The following is a 17,632-nucleotide window of genomic DNA, read 5'->3' on the forward strand; positions in this document are numbered from 1 at the left end:
CTTAACGCCGGCGGAAGGTCCAACGGTCGTTGGCCAGGTAGTTGCTCACGCTGGCCGCCAGGATGGCAGTCAGGTTGGCCAAGCGGTAGTCCATGACGCCGGAGAGAAGAAGCGTCAGCACATACTGCAAGGCGCTGCCAAAGCCGGAGGCTGTGGCGTACTGGCCGAACTCCTTGGACAGCACCCGCAGGCTCACGCGCCCGGGTGACTCGTGGGCCTCGAGCCGCTTGACCCGGTCCGACCAAGTCCACAGGCGGTTCCAGGTGAAGTTGTTGATCGTGGCAATGAGGATGGCGAACGCCAGTGAGATGTAGGGCTTTTGGTAAGCCGACTCGATGGAGTGAAAGATGTACTCATGTCCCACGTAGAGCACGGCCAGATTGACCACCGTACCGCTGGCGCCGACGATGCCGAACTTGATGTACCGGTAGCGCTCGACCCAGCCCAAGCCCCACAGCACCAGTCGCTGCAGGCCATTCATGCCGTCGCAACCGCCTGCGGGGCTCGCTGCAAAAAGGTCAGCGCGTCGGCCAGCACCGGGTCGGGCGCAATGCGTTTGAGGCACTGGTTGTCGCCGTCACAGAACGTGAGCCGATGGTTGTAGGCCGACAAACAGGGCGAGCACGCAATGCCACTTTCCAGCACCTTGTTGCGCGTGCCCAGCGGGCCGTACAAGCGGCCGGTCTCGGGCCCAAAAAACACCATGGTGTGGATGGGCGTGAGCGTGGCGAAATGGCCGGGGCCGCCGTCGTTGGTGATGAGAAGGCGCGCGGCATGGAACAGCATCAATAGCTCGCGGATGCTGCGGGTGTAGCCGGTCAGATCGATGCAGGCGGGGCTGTTGGTTTGGGCTTGCAGGTCGCGCGCCAATTGCGCGTCGTCTTTGAGGCCAATCAAGCCCACCGCATACCCGGCTTGGCACAACCCTTGTGCGACCCGCGCGTAATGGGCAGCCGGCCAGGCCCGTTCCGGCAGGATGCCGCCACCAGCGTACAGCAGCACCAGATCGCGCTGAGCGGTGGCAGGGTGGTCGGCGTACAGCTGGCTTTGGTACTGGGCCAGTTCGGTGCCGCTGAAATGCACCGATAGCTCGGTGTCTTGCGGCATGCTACGAATGGCGGCGGACTTGTTGCGCGGCGCGCTGCCAGCGCTGTTTAATGCATCCACCAGCGACAAAAACTGTTTGCTGATGTGTTGGTAAGGGTTGTAGGGAATGGCGTGGTTGATGAAGCTGCCACGGTACAAACCCTCCTGGGTGTGGGGCGTGAAGCCCACCCGCACCTGTGCGCCGGTCGAGAACGAAAGCAGCGCACTGATGCGCGAAAACAGCTCGCAGTCCACCACCGCTTCCAGAGGCAACTTGCGCATGGCCAGGCTGACGCGCACGATGTCGCGCAGCAAGCTCAGGCCCGAACTGTCGTCCAGGCTGTGCATGTTTTCTGCCTGGGTGAGCTGCAGCAGTTTGGAGACTTCTTGGTTTTTCTTGAGCTGCAGGATGTGGATTTGGGCCTGCGGGTACTTGCGACGCAGCTCGGCAAACATCGGCCCGGCCAGCACGATGCTGCCCATTTCGGAGAGAAGGATCACCAGGATGTTGTTGGCTTGCTGCGGCAGTGCGGGTGGCGTGCGCTGGGTCCAGCGCACCCACACAGACACCACGCCGCACAGCAACTGGCCTAGCCAGCGGTCAATGAAGCGTTGTGTCTGCAGTTTCATGGTGGTGGTCTACAGGCGCGCCTTAAAGGCCTGCGGCTGCGCGCAGTGCGGTGGCTTTGTCGGTGGACTCCCACGAGAACTCAGGCTCCTCCCGGCCAAAGTGGCCGTAGGCTGCGGTTTTCTCATAGATAGGCCGCAGCAGGTCGAGCATCTGGATGATGCCCTTGGGACGCAGGTCGAAGTGCTCGTTCACCAGGGCGGCGATTCTTTCGTCTGAAATCACGCCGGTGCCTTCGGTGTAAACCGTTACGTTCATCGGCTTGGCCACGCCAATCGCGTAGGCCACCTGGATTTGGCACTGGCGCGCCAGCCCAGCGGCCACGATGTTTTTGGCCACGTAGCGGGCGGCGTAGGCAGCGGAACGGTCCACCTTGGTGGGGTCTTTGCCCGAGAACGCGCCGCCGCCGTGGGGGCATGCGCCACCGTAGGTGTCCACAATGATCTTGCGCCCGGTCAGGCCGCAGTCGCCTTGTGGACCACCCACTACAAAGCGGCCGGTGGGGTTGACCAAATAGCGGGTGTTGTGCAGCCACTCCTTGGGCAGCACCGGCTTGATGATTTCCTCAATGACAGCATCGATGAACTCCTGCTTCATGGTGGTGCCGTTGCTCATCTCGGGGCTGTGCTGGCTGGAGAGCACCACCGTGTCGATGCTATGCGGCTTGCCGTCCACGTAGCGCATGGTGACCTGGCTCTTGGCGTCCGGGCGCAGAAAGGGCAGGCGCCCGTCTTTGCGCAACTGGGCCTGGCGCTCCACCAGGCGGTGGGCGTAGTAGATCGGCGCGGGCATCAGCTCAGGTGTTTCGTTGCAGGCGTAGCCGAACATCAGTCCCTGGTCGCCCGCACCGGTATTGAGGTGGTCGTCGGACGCATGGTCAACACCCTGGGCTATGTCATTGCTCTGCTTGTCGTAGGCCACCAGCACCGCGCAACCTTTGTAGTCGATGCCGTACTCGGTGTTGTCGTAGCCAATGCGCTTGATGGTGTCCCGTGCGATTTGGATGTAGTCCACATGCGCGTTGGTGGTGATCTCACCGGCCAGCACCACCAAGCCGGTGTTGCACAGCGTCTCTGCTGCTACGCGCGACTTGGGGTCTTGCTTGAAAATCGCATCGAGGATCGCATCCGAGATTTGGTCTGCCACCTTGTCGGGGTGGCCCTCGGATACCGATTCGGAAGTGAAGAGAAAGTCGTTCGCCATCAAAGATGCTCCAAAAGTGAGGTCAAGTCGCGTTGCTTGGGCTTTTGGCTTGCAGCGAACGCTTTAGCAGATTTGTCAAACCGAAGTGACAAGGCACAATGGCAAGCCCTTGCTGAGCCAGCCCCTGTGTGTCGCCCTGCAAGTAGTTCAGTAACTCAGCGACAGCGCGCATTTTATCCCAGCCATGACCGCCCTATTCCGACTGCTGTCCTACCTGCCGCTGTGGCTGCTGCACGCCGGCGGTGTGGCATTGGGTTGGCTGGCGTTTCTGGTGTCGGGAAGCTACCGGCAGCGGCTGCTGGTGCATGCGTCGCTCGCTGGTGTGGGCCGCAATGCCTGGATGCGCGCGGTGGGTGAGGCAGGCAAGCTGGTGGCCGAGTTGCCCCGCCTGTGGCTGGGACCGGCCGTGCCCGTGGAGTGGGACGGTGAGCAGCACATCCGCGCGGCGCTCGCAGCGGGTCGCGGCATTGTTTTTTTGACGCCGCATTTGGGCTGCTTCGAGGTGACGGCGCAGGCCTATGCCCAGCGTTTTGGCCAAAGTGAGCGGGCGATGACGGTGCTGTACAGGGCGCCGCGCAAAGCCTGGCTAGCGCGCCTCGTGGTGGCCTCGCGCGCCCGGCCCGGCCTGCACACCGTGCCGGCAACGTTGGCAGGCGTAAAGCAGTTGTTGAAGGCATTGAAGACAGGCAATTGCGTGGGGCTGCTACCCGACCAGGTGCCGCCGCAACATCAGGGGCTGTGGACCCCATTCTTTGGCAAGCCCGCTTACACCATGACACTGTCGGCCCGTTTGGCCTTGCAAGCCGACGCCACGGTGCTGCTGGCCTGGGGCGAGCGCTTGCCTTGGGGGCGGGGCTATTTGGTGCATGTGTCGCCATGGGCAGGTGTTGCGCACGGTTCGCAAGAGCAGGGTTTGGATGCCGACTTGGAGTGTGCGGTGCGCCAGATCAACCAGGCCATGGAGGCACTGATCCTGGCCCACCCGAGCCAGTACCTTTGGGGCTACGACCGCTACAAACAACCCAAGGAGGGTGGCTGAGATGACCCATTTCTCGCTGCGCTTGGTGCAGTGGGTGGGCCGCCTGCCTCTGCCTTGGGTGCGCGCTCTGGGGGCAGCCTTGGGTTGGGCCTTGTACTTGCTGATCGGGTCGCGCCGCCGTGTGGTGCACACCAATTTGCGTTTGTGCTTCCCGCATTGGAGCGCGCGGCAGTTGCAGCGCCAGACCCGCCAAACCTTTGTCTACTTCGCGCAGGCCTGGCTTGATCGGGGTTGGCTGTGGTACGCGCCACCCGAAGTAACCCTGGCGAGGCTGCGGCTAGTGGGCGCCGTAGATGAACTGGATGGCCAAGCTGCCACCTTGATTTTTGTGCCGCATTTCGTGGGTATGGACGCGGGCTGGACTGCGATGACGCAGCAGCTTTCTCGCCAGTTCACCACGGTGTATGCCGCGCAAACCAACCGGGTGGTGGATGCCTGGATTTTGAAAGGGCGCAAGCGCTTCCCCAACGGCCGTCCGTTTGATCGGCGTGAAGGATTCAAGCCGGTGCTGCAAGCACTTCGAGCGGGCGAGCCTCTGTGCCTTTTGCCGGACATGAATTACGACCCCAAAGATTCGGTGTTTGTGCCTTTCTACGGTGTGAGCGCCGCCACCATTCCGTCGCTTTCGAGGGTTGCCAAAATGGGTCGCGCCAAAGTGATTGCGATGATTTCGCGCATCACGCCGCAAGGCTACGAGGTCGAGATCACGCGGCGGTGGCCCAACTTCCCCAGCGACAACTGGGTGGCCGACACCGCCACCATGAACTTGTGCTTGCAGGCCTATATTGATCGGGATCCAGCGCAGTACTACTGGGTGCACAAGCGCTTCAAAGACCGTCCCGACGGCGGGCCCAGTCCCTACTAGCTAGTTGCCTGCGGCGCACCGACTCCAGCGGATTCTGTCGCTGGTTGGAGGTCCACCACGTCAGACGCAGCCAGTGCTTGCAATGTCTGCTGCGGGTGCGCCCAGCGCCAGAGCAAATCGGCGACTTCGTCAATACCCTTGCGTTTTGGGGCTGAAAACAGCATCACTTCTCCCCCCCCAGCTTGCAACTTAGTGATGGACAAAACTTTGGTCGCCTCAGCGCGGGTAAGTTTGTCGGACTTCGTTAGCACGATCAAAAACTTCAGTCCTTCCTGTACCCGAGGGCGGATCACGTCAAGAAGTATTTCGTCGAGTTCGGTGATCCCGTGGCGTGGGTCGCACAGCAACACAATGCCTACCAAGTTTTCCCGCGTCACCAGGTAGTTGGCCATGACTTGCTGCCAGCGGATCTTGTCTTGCTGCGGCACTGCCGCATAGCCATAGCCCGGCAAATCGGCCAACACCGCATCGGTAACGCCTTGTTTGCCCAGCGAAAACAGATTGATGTGTTGTGTGCGCCCAGGCTTCTTTGAGGCAAATGCGAGTTGCCGCTGCTGGGTCAGTGTGTTGATGCAGGTGGACTTGCCTGCGTTGGAGCGGCCCACAAACGCAATCTCCGGCACATCCAGGGCCGGCAAAAAATGCAGCTGCGGCGCCGTGGTCAGGAACTTCGCGGTGTGCAGCCAACCCAGTGCGGTGGCGGCTGCGGTTTTCTCTGGGTTGGGCGGTACGCTGGGTGTGGCGCGTGCTGGGCGAGGGTCTTTGTGGTTTGTCATTGTGTGAAGAGGTCGGCCCGGGGCGCATTGTAGAATGCCGATAGTTTTTGCCCACCCGACACCCACGCACTATGAAGCTGCCCGCCTCTTTGATGTTCACTGCTGCGATCGCCGCATTGTCAATTTCTGCGTTTGCGAACACGCCCGCAGCTGAAAAAGCCAAGCCCGATCTGGCCAAAGGGGAAGCCAGCTACAGCACAGTGTGCGCTGCGTGTCATGGCACCGACGGCAACTCGGCCATCCCTGCCAACCCCAAGCTGGCGCAGCAACATCCACAGTACTTGCTGAAGCAGCTGCAAGAGTTCAAGTCGGGCAAGCGCAACAACGCCGTTATGCTGGGTTTCGCCACTGCCTTGTCGGACGACGACATGCGCAATATCTCTTATTGGCTGGCGAGCAAGCCCGGCAAGCCAGGTTTTGCCAAAGACAAGGATCTGGTGGCTTTGGGTGAGCGGATTTACCGGGGCGGTATTGCAGACCGTCAGATTCCTGCGTGTGCCGGTTGCCACAGCCCCAACGGCGCCGGCATCCCTTCCCAGTACCCGCGCCTGAGCGGACAGCATGCCGATTACTCGGCAGCGCAACTGACGGCCTTCCGTGACGGCATCCGTAAGAACAACTTGGCCATGACCCAGATCGCTGCCAAGCTCAACGACCGCGAGATTCGGGCGGTATCCGACTACATCGCCGGTTTACGCTAAACATCCAGCGCCCCTTGGCGCGGGCCCGGCACCCCTGAGGAGCGAGGTGGCATCTGCTACCTCGCTTTTTTTATGGTTTGGCCCCGCGCTGGCACGCAGCATGCGCCTGTGTGAAGATGTGTGTAAGAAGCTGGGCTGCCAGCCGACCACTGCCTTAACCAGGACCACACCATGCCCCACAACCCGCAACGCCTCGGCCTTCCCTCCATTCTGTCCAGCGAAATCACCGACCCCGCGGTGTACGCGCGACGCAGGGACATCTTGAAACAGATGGCCACCGGCGTTGCAGGCCTGAGCATGGCGACCTGGGCTTCGCGCCAGGCGCTGGCCCAAGCGAGCTGGGGCGTGCGACCGGGAAAGTTGGCGGCATTGCCTGCGCAGATGTCCAAGGTGGCTGGCGCCAATACGACCGAGAAGGCAACGCTGTACAAGGATGCCAGCAGCTACAACAACTTTTATGAGTTTGGTACCGACAAGGCCGACCCCGCCCGCAACGCGCACACCCTGAAGACCAAGCCATGGTCGGTGGAAGTTGAGGGACTGGTTAGCCGACCGGGCACATTGCAACTGGAGGACTTGCTCAAACTCAGTGCGCAGGAAGAGCGCGTGTACCGCCTACGCTGTGTGGAGGGCTGGTCCATGGTGATTCCGTGGATCGGCTACTCGATGGCCGAATTGATCAAGCGGGTGCAGCCTTTGGGCAGCGCCAAGTACGTGGAGTTCATTACGCTGGCGGATCCCAAGACCATGCCTTTTGTCGGCTCGCGGGTTTTGGATTGGCCTTACGTGGAAGGTCTGCGCATGGACGAAGCGATGCACCCGCTGACCATGCTCGCGTTTGGCATGTATGGTGAAGTTTTGCCCAACCAAAATGGCGCGCCAATTCGCTTGGTGGTGCCATGGAAGTATGGTTTCAAAAGCGGGAAAAGCATCGTCAAGATCCGCTTCACCGAAAAGCAGCCGGCAACTGCCTGGAACAGGGCAGCCGCCAACGAATATGGGTTCTATTCCAACGTCAACCCCACAGTAGACCACCCAAGGTGGAGTCAGGCCACCGAGCGGCGAATCGGCGAGGATGGGCTGTTTACCAAGAAGCGCCCGACCCTGATGTTCAATGGTTATGAGGCGCAGGTGGGCCAGTTGTATGCAGGCATGGACCTCAAAAAATTCTATTGAATCGTTCTTTGCGTGTACCCATGAAGCGCTGGTTGCAAAGCGGCTGGTCCAAACCGCTGTGGTTTGGCCTGTCACTGCTGCCTATGGTGTGGTTGGTGGTGGCCGCACTGACCGATCAGCTGGGGGCCAACCCCGCCGAAGCATTGGTGCGGTCCACCGGCGATTGGGCTTTGCGGGCACTGTGCGTCGTGCTGGCCATCACGCCATTGCGCGTGGTCTTGGGGCTACCGGCGCTGGCGCGTTTTCGGCGCATGGCGGGACTTTTTGTGTACTTTTACGCGGTGCTTCACCTGTTGGCCTATGCGTGGCTGGACATGGGTCTCGTGTTGCAAGACGTCGCCACGGACATCCTGAAACGTCCCTTCATTCTGGTGGGTTTCAGCGCTGTGGTGCTCTTAACTCTGCTGGCATCGACGTCGTTTCACCGCGCCATTCGCTGGTTGGGTGCCAAGCGCTGGCAGATGCTGCATCGCCTGGTCTACGCAGTGGCGCTGCTAGCGGTATTGCACTTTTTTTGGATGCGTGCGGGCAAGAATGATTTTGCTGAGGTGGCCCTGTACGCCGCGATCCTTGCCTCTCTGCTGGGCTGGCGCGTACACCGCGCCTTGAGAAATCGCGGCGACGCCTAGATCGCGTTCCGGTAGATTACCTTGGGGCCGCGGCCGTGGTTTCGTCCACCAAAGCTTCGCAGCGCAGTTGGTCGTCTATGGTTTCGCGGCGGCGAATTACATGACAGTGCTCGCTGTCGAGCAGCAATTCGGCGGCACGTGGTCGGGCGTTGTAGTTGCTGGCCATGCTCATGCAATAAGCACCAGCCGACAGCACCGCAAGCCGCTCTCCGGGGCGTACCAGTAGGCGCCGCTCTCGCCCGATCCAGTCACCGCTTTCGCAAACCGGGCCCACGACGTCGTACACCTGACTGGCCTCGGCGTGCTGGTGTCTGGCGGTGGGGATGATGGTGTGGAACGCCTGGTACATAGCAGGACGGGGCAGGTCGTTCATGGCGGCGTCTACGATGCAAAAGTTCTTCTGCTCGCCTGGTTTGAGGTACAGCACTTCGGTCACGCACACACCGGCGTTGCCGACCAGCGATCGGCCTGGTTCGATCATGAGCTTGCGCTGTCCAAAGCCTCGCGCATCAAGCCGTTGCAGCATCTTGCTCCACAAGGTCTCGGCTGCCGGCGGCGAGTCTCCGTTGTAGTTGATCCCCAGCCCACCGCCGAAATCGAGGTGCTCAATGGCAATCCCGGCCAGTTCAATAGATTCGACCAGCTCCAGCATGCGATCAACCGTCTCTAGGTACGGCGCTTCTTCCGTAATCTGGGAGCCGATGTGGCAGTCAATGCCCACGATTTCTAACCCCGCCAGTGCGTGGGCGCGTTGGTAGGTGGCCAAGGTGCGGTCGTGCGCGATGCCAAATTTGTTGCCCTTCAGGCCGGTTGAAATGTAGGGGTGGGTCTTGGGGTCCACATTGGGATTGACCCGGATGCTGATCGGTGCACGCTTGCCCAAGGACAGGGCCACAGAATTGAGCACCTCGATTTCGGCCTCGCTCTCGACATTGAAGCAGCCAATGCCGACCTCGAGTGCGCGTTGCATCTCCATGCGCGTTTTGCCTACGCCTGAAAAAATGATCTTTTCGGGCGCCGCGCCGGCTGCCAGTGCCCGGGCAAGTTCGCCGCCTGAGACGATGTCGAAGCCACACCCCGCTTTCGCAAACACCTGCAAAACGCCGAGTGAGGGGTTGGCCTTCATGGCATAGCAGATTTGTACATGGCGCCCCACAAAGCCTCTTTGGTAGGCCGCAAGCGCTGCCAGCATCGACGCTTTGGAGTACACGAACAGAGGTGTTCCATGCTGGTTGGCCAAGTCGTCTAGGGCGTGGCCTTCAACGCACAACAGGTTGTCGACGTAGGCTAACTGGGGGTGGCCGGGCAGGTTCATGGCGAAGACAGCGCTGCGTGGCGCTCGGGGCTTGTAGGTGAGTGGTCCAGCGCCGCAGCCATGGTCGGGCGTTCTGGCAAGTACAGGGGACCGGTTTGGCCACACCCGACCAAAGCCAGTACGGCCGCGGATGCAAGTCCTACGCTGACTAGAATCAAAGTTGGTTTCAACATGGCGAAATTGTAATGACCGACTTAGAGTTCCAAGAACGTGCTGAAGCCCTATTGCGGGCGGTGGAAGTTTGCTGTGACCGCATCAACGACGGGTCGGCGGTGGACGTCGACAACCAGCGTGTGGGCGGCATGGTGACTCTGGTGTTCGATAACGGTAGCCAGATCGTGATCAATCTGCAAAAGCCGCTGCACGAGGTCTGGATGGCCACGAAGCTGGGCGGCTACCACTACCGCTGTGTTGAAGGCGCGTGGCAAGACACCAAAGGTGGGGGTGAGTTTTTCTCTGCGCTAAGCCACCACGCATCTCTACAGGCCGGTAGTCCCTTGTTGTTTTTCGCCTGACTAATTGCTAAACAAGTCCAAGATGCGTCGCTTTTCTTCGGAGGGAGGAGGCACTTGGTTGGGATTGGGCTCGGCTCCGTCCACCAGCGTCAGATTGGAGACCCCGGTACCTTTGGTGAATTCGTCGTAGTACCACTCATTGCCTATTTGCACCACACCTTCGGGCACCGCAAGCTCGGAAACGGGAACGTTTTTCAAGGCTGTTTCCATGAATTGGATCCACACCGGTAGGCTTAACCCGCCACCAGTCTCGCGATCGCCTAGTTTGCGCGGGTTGTCATAGCCGATCCAGGTAACCGCTGCGATGGTGGGCTGGTAGCCAGCAAACCAAGCATCCATGGAGTCGTTGGTCGTCCCGGTTTTTCCGTACAAGTCGTGCCGTTTGAGCGTGCTTTGCGCACGGGCTGCAGTGCCTGATCGGGTCACCTCCTGCAGCAAACTGCTCATTACGAAGGCGTTGCGCGGTTCAATAGCGCGTTGGGCCTCGTCCAGCACGGGCGGCTTGGTTTCCAGCAGCGCCTTGCCACGTTGCTCACTGATTTTGGTTACCAGCCACGGGTTGACGTGGAAGCCTCCATTAGCAAACACCGCGTAAGCGCTGGCCATTTGCAAGGGGGTGACCGATCCGGCGCCGAGCGCCATTGTCAGGTAAGGGGGGTGCTTCTCCGCTTCAAAACCGAAGCGGACGATCCAGTCTTGTGCGTACTGCGGGCCGATGGAGTTGAGCACTTGAATCGACACCATGTTTTTCGACTTGGCCAGGCCTCGGCGCAAAGTCATAGGGCCTTCAAAGGTGCCGTCGTAGTTTTTTGGCTCCCACGGTTGCCCGCCTGTTACCCCGCTTCCAAAGAATAGCGGCGCGTCGTTAACCACCGTCGCCGGTGAGAAGCCTTTCTCCAGTGCAGCCGAGTAGATGAACGGCTTGAAGCTTGATCCCGGCTGGCGCCATGCCTGGGTGACATGGTTGAACTTGTTCTTTGTAAAGTCAAAACCTCCCACCAGAGCACGGATGGAGCCATCGCGGGGGTCCATCGCGACGAAGGCACCTTCAACTTCAGGCAATTGAGTAATCTCCCAAGTCCCTTTGCTGGACTTGGTGACACGGATCACGGCGCCCACACGGATCTTGGTAGTAGGTGGCGCTTTATCAGACAGTCCGGACTGGGCCGGTTTGAGGCCCTCGCCGACAATTTCGAGCCTCTCGCTGTTTTGGCGCACCGCGACGATCTTCTTCGGGCTTGCGCTCAACACGACGGCGGACATGATGTCGCCATTGTCTGGGTGGTCTTCCAGTGCCTCGTCAATGGCTTCGTCCGTGGGTTGGGCGCCGCCATCGAGCGCAATGAACTTTTCGGGCCCTCGGTACACCTGGCGACGTTCGAAGTCCATGATGCCTGCACGAAGGGCCCGGTACGCTGCGGTCTGCTCGGCAGCACGAATGGTGGTTTGTACGTTGAGCCCACGGGTGTAGGTTTCGTCGCCGTACTGAGTGAACACCAGTTGTCGCACCATTTCCGCGATGTACTCCGCATGCACCTTGCTGGTATCTGGCCCACTTTTTATGTTCAGCTGCTCAGTCTTGGCGCTTTGCGCCTGTTCGGCGGTAATGAAGCCGTTTTCGAGCATGCGCTCGATGATGTAGAGCTGGCGCGATCGTGCCCGCTTGGGGTTGCTGATGGGGTTATAAGCCGAGGGAGCTTTGGGCAAGCCCGCCAGCATGGCGGCCTCCGCAATGGACACGTTCTTGAGTGGTTTACCAAAGTAGGTTTCCGCTGCGGCCGCGAACCCGTAGGCCCTGTTGCCCAGAAAAATCTGGTTCATGTAGATCTCTAGGATCTGGTCTTTGCTAAGCAGATGCTCGAGCTTGAAGGTGAGCAACACCTCATAGATTTTTCGAGTGAAAGTTTTTTCAGAGGACAAGTAAACGTTGCGCGCTACTTGCATCGTGATGGTGGAGGCCCCCTGACTTTTGGCCCGGCTCACATTGGCAAGAGCAGCCCGCAGCATGCCTACGTAATCGACACCGCCGTGCTCAAAAAAACGCGCGTCTTCGATCGCCAAAACGGCGTGGGTCATCACCTTGGGAATTTCAGCAATCGGCGTCAGATTGCGCCGCTCCTCACCAAACTCACCAAGCAACTCGCCTTCGATGGAGAAGATGCGCAGGGGCAGTTTGGGACGGTAGTCGGACAGGTCCGAGATGTCTGGTAGATTGGGATAGGCCACCGCCAACGCGATACCAACAATCATCAATACCGAAAGTGCCCCCGCTGCCGCCAAGCCAAGCAACCACAGCGAACCGGTGATAAGCCAATGCACCTTTGGTCTAGGAGTCGGGGATGCGGTACTTGGGCTCGGAGTTAATTGTGGGTTCTGGGACATGGCGTCTGGCGTCTGGACATCGAAAGTATAAAAACGGTCGCCCTAGACGGCATCTGTTTCAGACCCCATTGTTGCGCCGAATCGAGCGTGAACATTTTTTGGCGCCTGCGGCAGTGGGACTATGGTCAGCGAAGCGTGTGCTTTTGACAACGTGACCTTTGTCCACGGTGGCAAAGAATCTTTTGCCCGGCCATAGGCATGCTGATAGCATTCCGCCGAGTTTCATGGTGTGGCTGGCTTGGTGCCGGTTCGTTTCAGGGGATTTTTTTGATCTCATTGGGGTATTTGTTCAGTCGTCAGCCAGCGCCCTTGCTGGGCGTTGATATCAGTTCTTCCAGTGTGAAGCTGGTGGAACTGGGTCGGGACAAAGCAGGCGGTCTGGTGCTCGAGCGTTGCGGGATTGAGCCGCTCGAGCGGGGCTGGATGGTTGACGGCAATGTCGAAAAGTTTGACGAGGTGGCTGACGCCATCCGGCGGCTGGTAAAAAAAACGGGTGCCCGCACGCGGCAGGTCGCCATGGCGCTACCACCCTCGGCGGTGATCACCAAGAAGATCATTCTTCCCGGTGGAATGAGTGACTTGGAGTTGGAGCAGCAGGTAGAGTTGGAAGCCAACCAGTACATCCCCTTTCCGCTGGAAGAAGTCAGCCTGGACTTTTGCGTCATTGGGCCCAGCGCTACATCAGCAGGTGACGTCGAAGTCCTGATCGCCGCCTCGCGGCGTGAGAAGGTGCAGGACATCCAAGGATTGGCAGAGGCAGCCGGGCTGACGCTGGTGGTGGTTGACGTGGAGTCATATGCATCCCGCTTAGCTGCCAGCCGCTTGATAGAGCACCTGCCCAACCGTGGCGAGGGCTTGATCGTGGTGCTGTTTGAGATCGGTTCAGTTACCACCAGTATGCAGGTGTTGCGCGATAAAGAGGTGCTCTACGATCGCGATCAAGCCTTCGGCGGCACGCAACTGACGCAGCTGATCGTCCGGCAATATGGGTTTTCCGGGGACGAGGCCGAGTCCAAAAAGCGGAGTGGCGATCTGCCACCTGACTATGCGACCATGGTGCTCAAGCCCTTTATGGACTCGCTGGCACAAGAGCTTGGGCGCGCACTGCAGTTCTTCTTTACCAGCACTCCTTACAACAGGGTGGATCACATCCTAGTCGCTGGAGGCTCGGCGGCGCTGCCTGGCTTGACTTCAGCGGTCACGTTGCAAGTGTCTTTTCCATGCAGTTTGTTGAATCCCTTTGACGGCATGGTTATCGGAGACGGCGTGCGCCTCAAGAAGATGACGCGCGAAGCACCTTCGTATCTCACGTCCTGTGGCTTGGCGCTGCGGAGGTTTGCGCTTTGATTCTGATCAATCTGCTTCCCCATCGGGAGGCTGCAAGAAAGCGCAGACGCGATGTCTTTAACTTCTCGCTCGGCTTGTCGGCGCTGTTGGGTGTTGTCATTTCCAGTGCGATGTATTTGTGGTTCCAGCACACGGAATCCACCCAACTGGCGACCAACCAAACCTTGCAGACGGAAATCCGCAAATTGGAGGCGGAAATCAAGGACATTGAGGGGCTTGAGGCTGAGATCGCGGCGCTGCGCGCGAGGCAGCAAGCCGTGGAGGACCTTCAGTCAGATCGCAATTTACCGGTGCACCTGCTCACCGAATTGGTGAATCAGCTGCCTGACGGGGTGTTCATCTCCAAAATGTTGCAGGCAGGGCAGTCGGTGACCATCAATGGTACTGCGCAGTCCAATGAACGGGTGTCCGAGCTGCTCCGAAACCTTGCCAATAACACCCCATGGTTTGCCAAGCCTGAGCTCGTGGAAATTGTTGCCGGTTCGGTCAGCGTGGCCTCCAGAGAGCCAAAGCGCGTGTCGAATTTCGTCATTCGTGTAGGACTGGTGCGAGCAACCGACGCCGAAAAGGGGGCGACGGTGGTCAGTCAAGCTTCAGAAGCCACGAAGCTGGTCCAGCCCCCGGCCAAGCAGTGAGGTCCTTGACATGGCGAGCATGCTAAAAGCGTCCATTGACTTCTCGCTCTTGCGTAGTCGGCTGCAAAGTCAGCTTGCTGGTCTGGATCCCAAGGATCCGTCTGGCTGGCCACCAGTCCCTAGGGCAGGTCTTTTTGTGTTGACCACCATCGCAGTCATGATTTTGCTTTGGTTTGTCTGGTTGAGTTCAACCCAGCATGGGCTTGAAGCTGCGCAGGCGCAGGAGGCCAACTTGCGGCGGGATTACAAGCTCAAGCTCAACAAAGCGGTCAACCTAGAGGTCTTGAAAAAGCAACGTGAGCAAGTGCAGCAGTATGTAACCCAGCTGGAGAAACAACTCCCCAGCAAGGCAGAGATGGATGCGCTGCTGTCGGACATCAACCAGGCCGGGCTGGGGCGCAGCCTGCAGTTTGATGTTTTCAGGCCTGGACAGGTCGCAGTCAAGGAGTACTACGCTGAGCTTCCTATCGCCATCAAAGTCAGCGGCCGCTACCATGACATAGGCGCATTCGCGTCGGATATCGCTCACCTGTCCCGGATCGTCACACTGAATAACCTTGCAATTTCACCCAAGCCTGACGGTACCCTGGTGCTGGAAGCAACGGCAAAAACGTTCCGCTACCTTGATAGTGATGAGGTCGCTGCGCAACGCAAGGCGACTGGTGCCAAGGTACCCAAGAAATGAAACTCTGGCACTTTTCGTGTGTATGGGCTGTCGGAGTTCTGCTGACTGGATGTGGGGAATCTCGGGACGACGACATACGTCAGTGGTTGGTGTCTGAACGCAACCAGACCCAACCCAAGGTACAGCCCTTGCCAGCACCCAAGCAGTTCGTTCCAGAGCCATACCAAAACGCTTCTGTGGTGGAGCCGTTTAGCAGCCAGAAATTGACCCAAGCGTTGATGCGCGACTCGTCACAAGCCGCTTCCAACGGTGCCTTGGTTGCGCCTGAACTCAAACGCCGCCGCGAACCATTGGAGGCATTTTCCCTGGATGCGATGACCTTAGTGGGTAGCATTTCCAAAGCTGGCCGGCCAGTCGCATTGGTCAAGGTGGACAACTTGCTGTACCAAGTGCGGCCCGGCAACTACTTGGGACAAAACTTTGGCAAGGTAACGAAGATCTCAGAGACAGAAGTAACCCTGAGGGAAATCGTGCAAGATGCGGGGGGTGAGTGGGTCGAACGCATCGTAAGCCTCCAACTCCAGGAGAGACAACAATGACCAATCGACTCGAGCAATGGCAAGCGACCCGTTGGATGCACATCGTTTTTGTTGCGATGCTGTGCGTTGTAGGCCCCTCTGCGTACGCACAAAATGCAATTGAGTCCGTAACCGGAACGGTGCAGGGTGGCTCTGAAGTGGTGCGGGTGGAATTGACGAAAGCCCTTGATGCGGTCCCGGCCGGCTTCTCAATTCAGGCACCCGCCAGAATTGCCCTCGATTTCCCTGGCGTGTCCAATGCTCTGGGCCGCTCCACAATTGAAGTCAACCAAGGCAATTTGCGGTCAATCAGCGTGGTGCAAGCCGGTGACCGCACCCGCTTGGTGCTGAATCTGCGTAAGCCAGCGGCCTATAAGGCGGAAATCCGGGATAAGTCTTTGCTGGTCTTTCTAGAGAGCACTTCCACCGGCATGGTGGTCGGCGGCGCAGGCCCCCATTTTGCTGAAAACCTCAGCAGAGAGACTGCCCCCCTAAAGGACGTGGACTTCCGTCGACTCCCCGATGGGTCCGGGCGGGTTGTGGTCACACTTGCAAACAACCTGGTGGGAGTGGACATCCGCCAGCAGGGCCAGGCGCTAGTGGTCGAGTTTATGAAGTCAACCCTTCCCGAAGGCTTGCGCAGGCGTTTGGACGTTACGGACTTTGGAACCCCCGTCAAAACTGTGACGACGCAACAGTCTGGAGACCGGGTGCGCATGGTAATTGAACCCAGCGGTCAGTGGGAACATAGTGCCTACCAAAGTGATGAACAGTTCGTCATTGAAGTCAAGGAACTCAAAGTCGACCCAAGAAAGCTGACCCAGGGCGTGGGCTTCAATGGGCAGAAGTTGTCCCTGAATTTTCAGAATATCGAGGTGCGTTCGCTCTTGCAGGTGATCGCCGACTTCACCAACTTCAACATCGTCACATCTGACTCTGTTTCCGGTGCCGTCACCTTGCGACTGCAGGACGTACCCTGGGACCAGGCGCTGGACATCATCTTGCAGGCCAAAGGTCTCGGAATGCGCAAGAGTGGCAATGTGATTTGGGTAGCACCCAAAGACGAAATTGCGAATAAAGAGAAGATCGAGTTGGAATCCCAGGCGGCAGTTCAGAGCCTGGAGCCACTCAAGACGCAGTCATTCCAGATGAATTACGCCAAAGCCACAGACGTGGCAACTCAGTTGTCTGCCATGGGCTCGGGCGGCGGGTCGGCTGGCGCGGGCGCCCGCATTTTGAGTGCGCGCGGTAGTGTCATTGCTGAGGCGCGAACGAACCAGCTTTTTGTGACTGACATCCCAAGCAAGCTAGAACAGGTGCAGCAGCTCATTGCCAAGGTGGATATTCCCGTGCGGCAGGTGCTGATTGAGGCTCGCATCGTTGAAGCCACCGACAGCTTTGGTAAATCCTTGGGTGTCAAGCTCGGTGGCGGTGGGCCGCGGCAGTCGACGGGCTCAGGCATTGGCGTCAATTTGTATGGATCGCCCAGCACCAGCGGCGCGACCACGCCGAACTTGAATCTGAATAACTTTGTGAACCTGCCGTCCACTGGCGCCAATGGTGTCAATACACCTGCGGCATTCGCGCTGTCGATTTTTGGTGCCGGTACCGACCAGATTCTTAATCTGGAGATATCGGCTCTCGAAGCCGACGGCAAGGGCAAGGTAGTTTCCAGTCCCCGTGTGGTCACGGCCGACCAAGTGAAGGCGCTCATTGAGCAGGGCACTGAATTGCCCTACCAGGTGGCGTCAGCAAGCGGTGCCACGTCCATTGCGTTTCGTAAGGCCAACCTCAAGCTGGAGGTGACACCCCAGATCACCCCCGAGGGCAACATCATCTTGGCGCTGGATGTAACCAAAGACACAGTAGGCACGCTCACGCCGGCAGGATTCGCTATTGATACCAAGCACATACAAACCCAGGTCCTCGTCGAGAACGGTGGCACCGTGGTAATCGGTGGCATCTTTACCGAAGAGCAGCAGGAGAACGAAGCCAAGGTCCCGTTTTTTGGCGACATACCCGGCCTGGGCGTTTTGTTTCGCAATCGTTCCAAGTCCACCGCCAAACGCGAGATGCTCGTTTTCATCACTCCAAAAATGCTCTCGGACCGAGGCTTTGGCAGGTAGAGGCCC

Annotated in this window: 18 protein-coding genes; 11 read left to right on the forward strand and 7 right to left on the reverse strand. The window is 59.0% G+C overall.

What is annotated here, in order from left to right; genetic code table 11:
• Position 1 precedes the first annotated feature (1 nt).
• The 3 genes from ACILRC_RS00535 to metK are packed head-to-tail and all read right to left on the reverse strand — an operon-like array spanning position 2 to position 2,917.
• A complete protein-coding gene (locus ACILRC_RS00535; protein ID WP_395667372.1) occupies positions 2-481 on the reverse strand; it encodes a GtrA family protein in 480 nt (159 codons plus the stop codon).
• Positions 478-1,716: a glycosyltransferase family 9 protein gene (locus tag ACILRC_RS00540; protein WP_395667373.1), complete on the reverse strand. Its 1,239-nt coding sequence runs from the start codon at positions 1,714-1,716 to the stop codon at positions 478-480. The genes ACILRC_RS00535 and ACILRC_RS00540 overlap by 4 nt, the downstream gene beginning before the upstream one ends.
• A gap of 22 nt (positions 1,717-1,738) precedes the next feature.
• Entirely contained in the window at positions 1,739-2,917 is a 1,179-nt protein-coding gene (metK, locus tag ACILRC_RS00545) for a methionine adenosyltransferase (RefSeq protein WP_395667374.1), read from the reverse strand.
• A gap of 184 nt (positions 2,918-3,101) precedes the next feature.
• On the opposite strand from metK, the gene ACILRC_RS00550 reads away from it, so the two are divergent.
• The gene (locus tag ACILRC_RS00550) at positions 3,102-3,956 is read left to right on the forward strand and encodes a lysophospholipid acyltransferase family protein (protein ID WP_395667375.1); all 855 of its coding nucleotides are present in this window, start codon (positions 3,102-3,104) and stop codon (positions 3,954-3,956) included.
• Between the two features lies 1 nt (position 3,957).
• Positions 3,958-4,821, forward strand: coding sequence for a lysophospholipid acyltransferase family protein (locus tag ACILRC_RS00555; protein ID WP_395667376.1), 864 nt, complete (start codon positions 3,958-3,960; stop codon positions 4,819-4,821).
• Here the strand turns inward: ACILRC_RS00555 and yihA are convergent.
• Positions 4,818-5,597 (reverse strand): ribosome biogenesis GTP-binding protein YihA/YsxC, encoded by a 780-nt coding sequence (yihA, locus tag ACILRC_RS00560; protein WP_395667377.1) that lies wholly within the window; start codon positions 5,595-5,597, stop codon positions 4,818-4,820. The genes ACILRC_RS00555 and yihA overlap by 4 nt on opposite strands.
• 71 nt (positions 5,598-5,668) lie before the next feature.
• Here yihA and ACILRC_RS00565 point away from each other — a divergent pair, with 71 nt between their 5' ends.
• The 3 genes from ACILRC_RS00565 to ACILRC_RS00575 all read left to right on the forward strand — a co-directional run bounded on the left by ACILRC_RS00565 (position 5,669) and on the right by ACILRC_RS00575 (position 8,103).
• Positions 5,669-6,298, forward strand: a complete 630-nt coding sequence (locus ACILRC_RS00565) for a c-type cytochrome (RefSeq protein WP_395667378.1) — start codon at positions 5,669-5,671, stop codon at positions 6,296-6,298.
• Positions 6,299-6,469: 171 nt separating this feature from the next.
• Entirely contained in the window at positions 6,470-7,474 is a 1,005-nt protein-coding gene (msrP, locus tag ACILRC_RS00570; RefSeq protein WP_395667379.1) for a protein-methionine-sulfoxide reductase catalytic subunit MsrP, read from the forward strand.
• A gap of 20 nt (positions 7,475-7,494) precedes the next feature.
• A complete protein-coding gene (locus ACILRC_RS00575) occupies positions 7,495-8,103 on the forward strand; it encodes a sulfite oxidase heme-binding subunit YedZ (RefSeq protein WP_395667380.1) in 609 nt (202 codons plus the stop codon).
• 16 nt (positions 8,104-8,119) lie between these two features.
• Here the strand turns inward: ACILRC_RS00575 and lysA are convergent, their stop codons facing one another.
• Both lysA and ACILRC_RS00585 read right to left on the reverse strand, forming a co-directional pair.
• Positions 8,120-9,418, reverse strand: coding sequence for a diaminopimelate decarboxylase (gene lysA, locus ACILRC_RS00580; RefSeq protein WP_395667381.1), 1,299 nt, complete (start codon positions 9,416-9,418; stop codon positions 8,120-8,122).
• Positions 9,415-9,591 (reverse strand): lipoprotein, encoded by a 177-nt coding sequence (locus ACILRC_RS00585; RefSeq protein ID WP_395667382.1) that lies wholly within the window; start codon positions 9,589-9,591, stop codon positions 9,415-9,417. Before ACILRC_RS00585 ends, lysA begins: the two co-directional genes overlap by 4 nt.
• Before the next feature lie 12 nt (positions 9,592-9,603).
• Here ACILRC_RS00585 and cyaY point away from each other — a divergent pair, with 12 nt between their 5' ends.
• The gene (gene cyaY, locus ACILRC_RS00590; protein ID WP_395667383.1) at positions 9,604-9,933 is read left to right on the forward strand and encodes an iron donor protein CyaY; all 330 of its coding nucleotides are present in this window, start codon (positions 9,604-9,606) and stop codon (positions 9,931-9,933) included.
• On the opposite strand, the gene ACILRC_RS00595 is transcribed toward cyaY, so the two are convergent.
• Positions 9,934-12,315, reverse strand: a complete 2,382-nt coding sequence (locus tag ACILRC_RS00595) for a penicillin-binding protein 1A (RefSeq protein ID WP_395667384.1) — start codon at positions 12,313-12,315, stop codon at positions 9,934-9,936.
• 267 nt (positions 12,316-12,582) lie between these two features.
• Between ACILRC_RS00595 and ACILRC_RS00600 the strand changes: the two genes are divergently transcribed.
• From ACILRC_RS00600 to pilQ, 5 genes are read left to right on the forward strand one after another with little or no spacing between them, the layout of a single operon-like run.
• Positions 12,583-13,662 (forward strand): pilus assembly protein PilM, encoded by a 1,080-nt coding sequence (locus ACILRC_RS00600; RefSeq protein WP_395667385.1) that lies wholly within the window; start codon positions 12,583-12,585, stop codon positions 13,660-13,662.
• Positions 13,659-14,297, forward strand: a complete 639-nt coding sequence (locus ACILRC_RS00605) for a PilN domain-containing protein (RefSeq protein ID WP_395667386.1) — start codon at positions 13,659-13,661, stop codon at positions 14,295-14,297. The genes ACILRC_RS00600 and ACILRC_RS00605 overlap by 4 nt, the downstream gene beginning before the upstream one ends.
• Before the next feature lie 10 nt (positions 14,298-14,307).
• Complete coding sequence (locus ACILRC_RS00610) at positions 14,308-14,982, forward strand: type 4a pilus biogenesis protein PilO (RefSeq protein ID WP_395667387.1); 675 nt, start codon at positions 14,308-14,310, stop codon at positions 14,980-14,982.
• On the forward strand, positions 14,979-15,521 hold the full coding sequence (locus ACILRC_RS00615) for a pilus assembly protein PilP (protein WP_395667388.1): 543 nt from the start codon (positions 14,979-14,981) through the stop codon (positions 15,519-15,521). Before ACILRC_RS00610 ends, ACILRC_RS00615 begins: the two co-directional genes overlap by 4 nt.
• The gene (gene pilQ, locus ACILRC_RS00620) at positions 15,518-17,626 is read left to right on the forward strand and encodes a type IV pilus secretin PilQ (RefSeq protein WP_395667389.1); all 2,109 of its coding nucleotides are present in this window, start codon (positions 15,518-15,520) and stop codon (positions 17,624-17,626) included. Before ACILRC_RS00615 ends, pilQ begins: the two co-directional genes overlap by 4 nt.
• The last annotated feature ends 6 nt before the right edge of the window (positions 17,627-17,632 follow it).

It is taken from the genome of Rhodoferax sp., assembly GCF_044236835.1.
In the GTDB taxonomy this organism is placed as follows: Bacteria; Pseudomonadota; Gammaproteobacteria; order Burkholderiales; family Burkholderiaceae_C; genus Allorhodoferax.

What these genes read in the sequence shown, in the direction of transcription:
- ACILRC_RS00535 (WP_395667372.1), bottom strand. Translation starts at nt 481, where the DNA reads ATGAATGGCCTGCAGCGACTGGTGCTGTGGGGCTTGGGCTGGGTCGAG.
- ACILRC_RS00540 (WP_395667373.1), bottom strand. Translation starts at nt 1,716, where the DNA reads ATGAAACTGCAGACACAACGCTTCATTGACCGCTGGCTAGGCCAGTTG.
- metK (WP_395667374.1), bottom strand. Translation starts at nt 2,917, where the DNA reads ATGGCGAACGACTTTCTCTTCACTTCCGAATCGGTATCCGAGGGCCAC.
- ACILRC_RS00550 (WP_395667375.1), top strand. Translation starts at nt 3,102, where the DNA reads ATGACCGCCCTATTCCGACTGCTGTCCTACCTGCCGCTGTGGCTGCTG.
- ACILRC_RS00555 (WP_395667376.1), top strand. Translation starts at nt 3,958, where the DNA reads ATGACCCATTTCTCGCTGCGCTTGGTGCAGTGGGTGGGCCGCCTGCCT.
- yihA (WP_395667377.1), bottom strand. Translation starts at nt 5,597, where the DNA reads ATGACAAACCACAAAGACCCTCGCCCAGCACGCGCCACACCCAGCGTA.
- ACILRC_RS00565 (WP_395667378.1), top strand. Translation starts at nt 5,669, where the DNA reads ATGAAGCTGCCCGCCTCTTTGATGTTCACTGCTGCGATCGCCGCATTG.
- msrP (WP_395667379.1), top strand. Translation starts at nt 6,470, where the DNA reads ATGCCCCACAACCCGCAACGCCTCGGCCTTCCCTCCATTCTGTCCAGC.
- ACILRC_RS00575 (WP_395667380.1), top strand. Translation starts at nt 7,495, where the DNA reads ATGAAGCGCTGGTTGCAAAGCGGCTGGTCCAAACCGCTGTGGTTTGGC.
- lysA (WP_395667381.1), bottom strand. Translation starts at nt 9,418, where the DNA reads ATGAACCTGCCCGGCCACCCCCAGTTAGCCTACGTCGACAACCTGTTG.
- ACILRC_RS00585 (WP_395667382.1), bottom strand. Translation starts at nt 9,591, where the DNA reads ATGTTGAAACCAACTTTGATTCTAGTCAGCGTAGGACTTGCATCCGCG.
- cyaY (WP_395667383.1), top strand. Translation starts at nt 9,604, where the DNA reads ATGACCGACTTAGAGTTCCAAGAACGTGCTGAAGCCCTATTGCGGGCG.
- ACILRC_RS00595 (WP_395667384.1), bottom strand. Translation starts at nt 12,315, where the DNA reads ATGTCCCAGAACCCACAATTAACTCCGAGCCCAAGTACCGCATCCCCG.
- ACILRC_RS00610 (WP_395667387.1), top strand. Translation starts at nt 14,308, where the DNA reads ATGGCGAGCATGCTAAAAGCGTCCATTGACTTCTCGCTCTTGCGTAGT.
- ACILRC_RS00615 (WP_395667388.1), top strand. Translation starts at nt 14,979, where the DNA reads ATGAAACTCTGGCACTTTTCGTGTGTATGGGCTGTCGGAGTTCTGCTG.
- pilQ (WP_395667389.1), top strand. Translation starts at nt 15,518, where the DNA reads ATGACCAATCGACTCGAGCAATGGCAAGCGACCCGTTGGATGCACATC.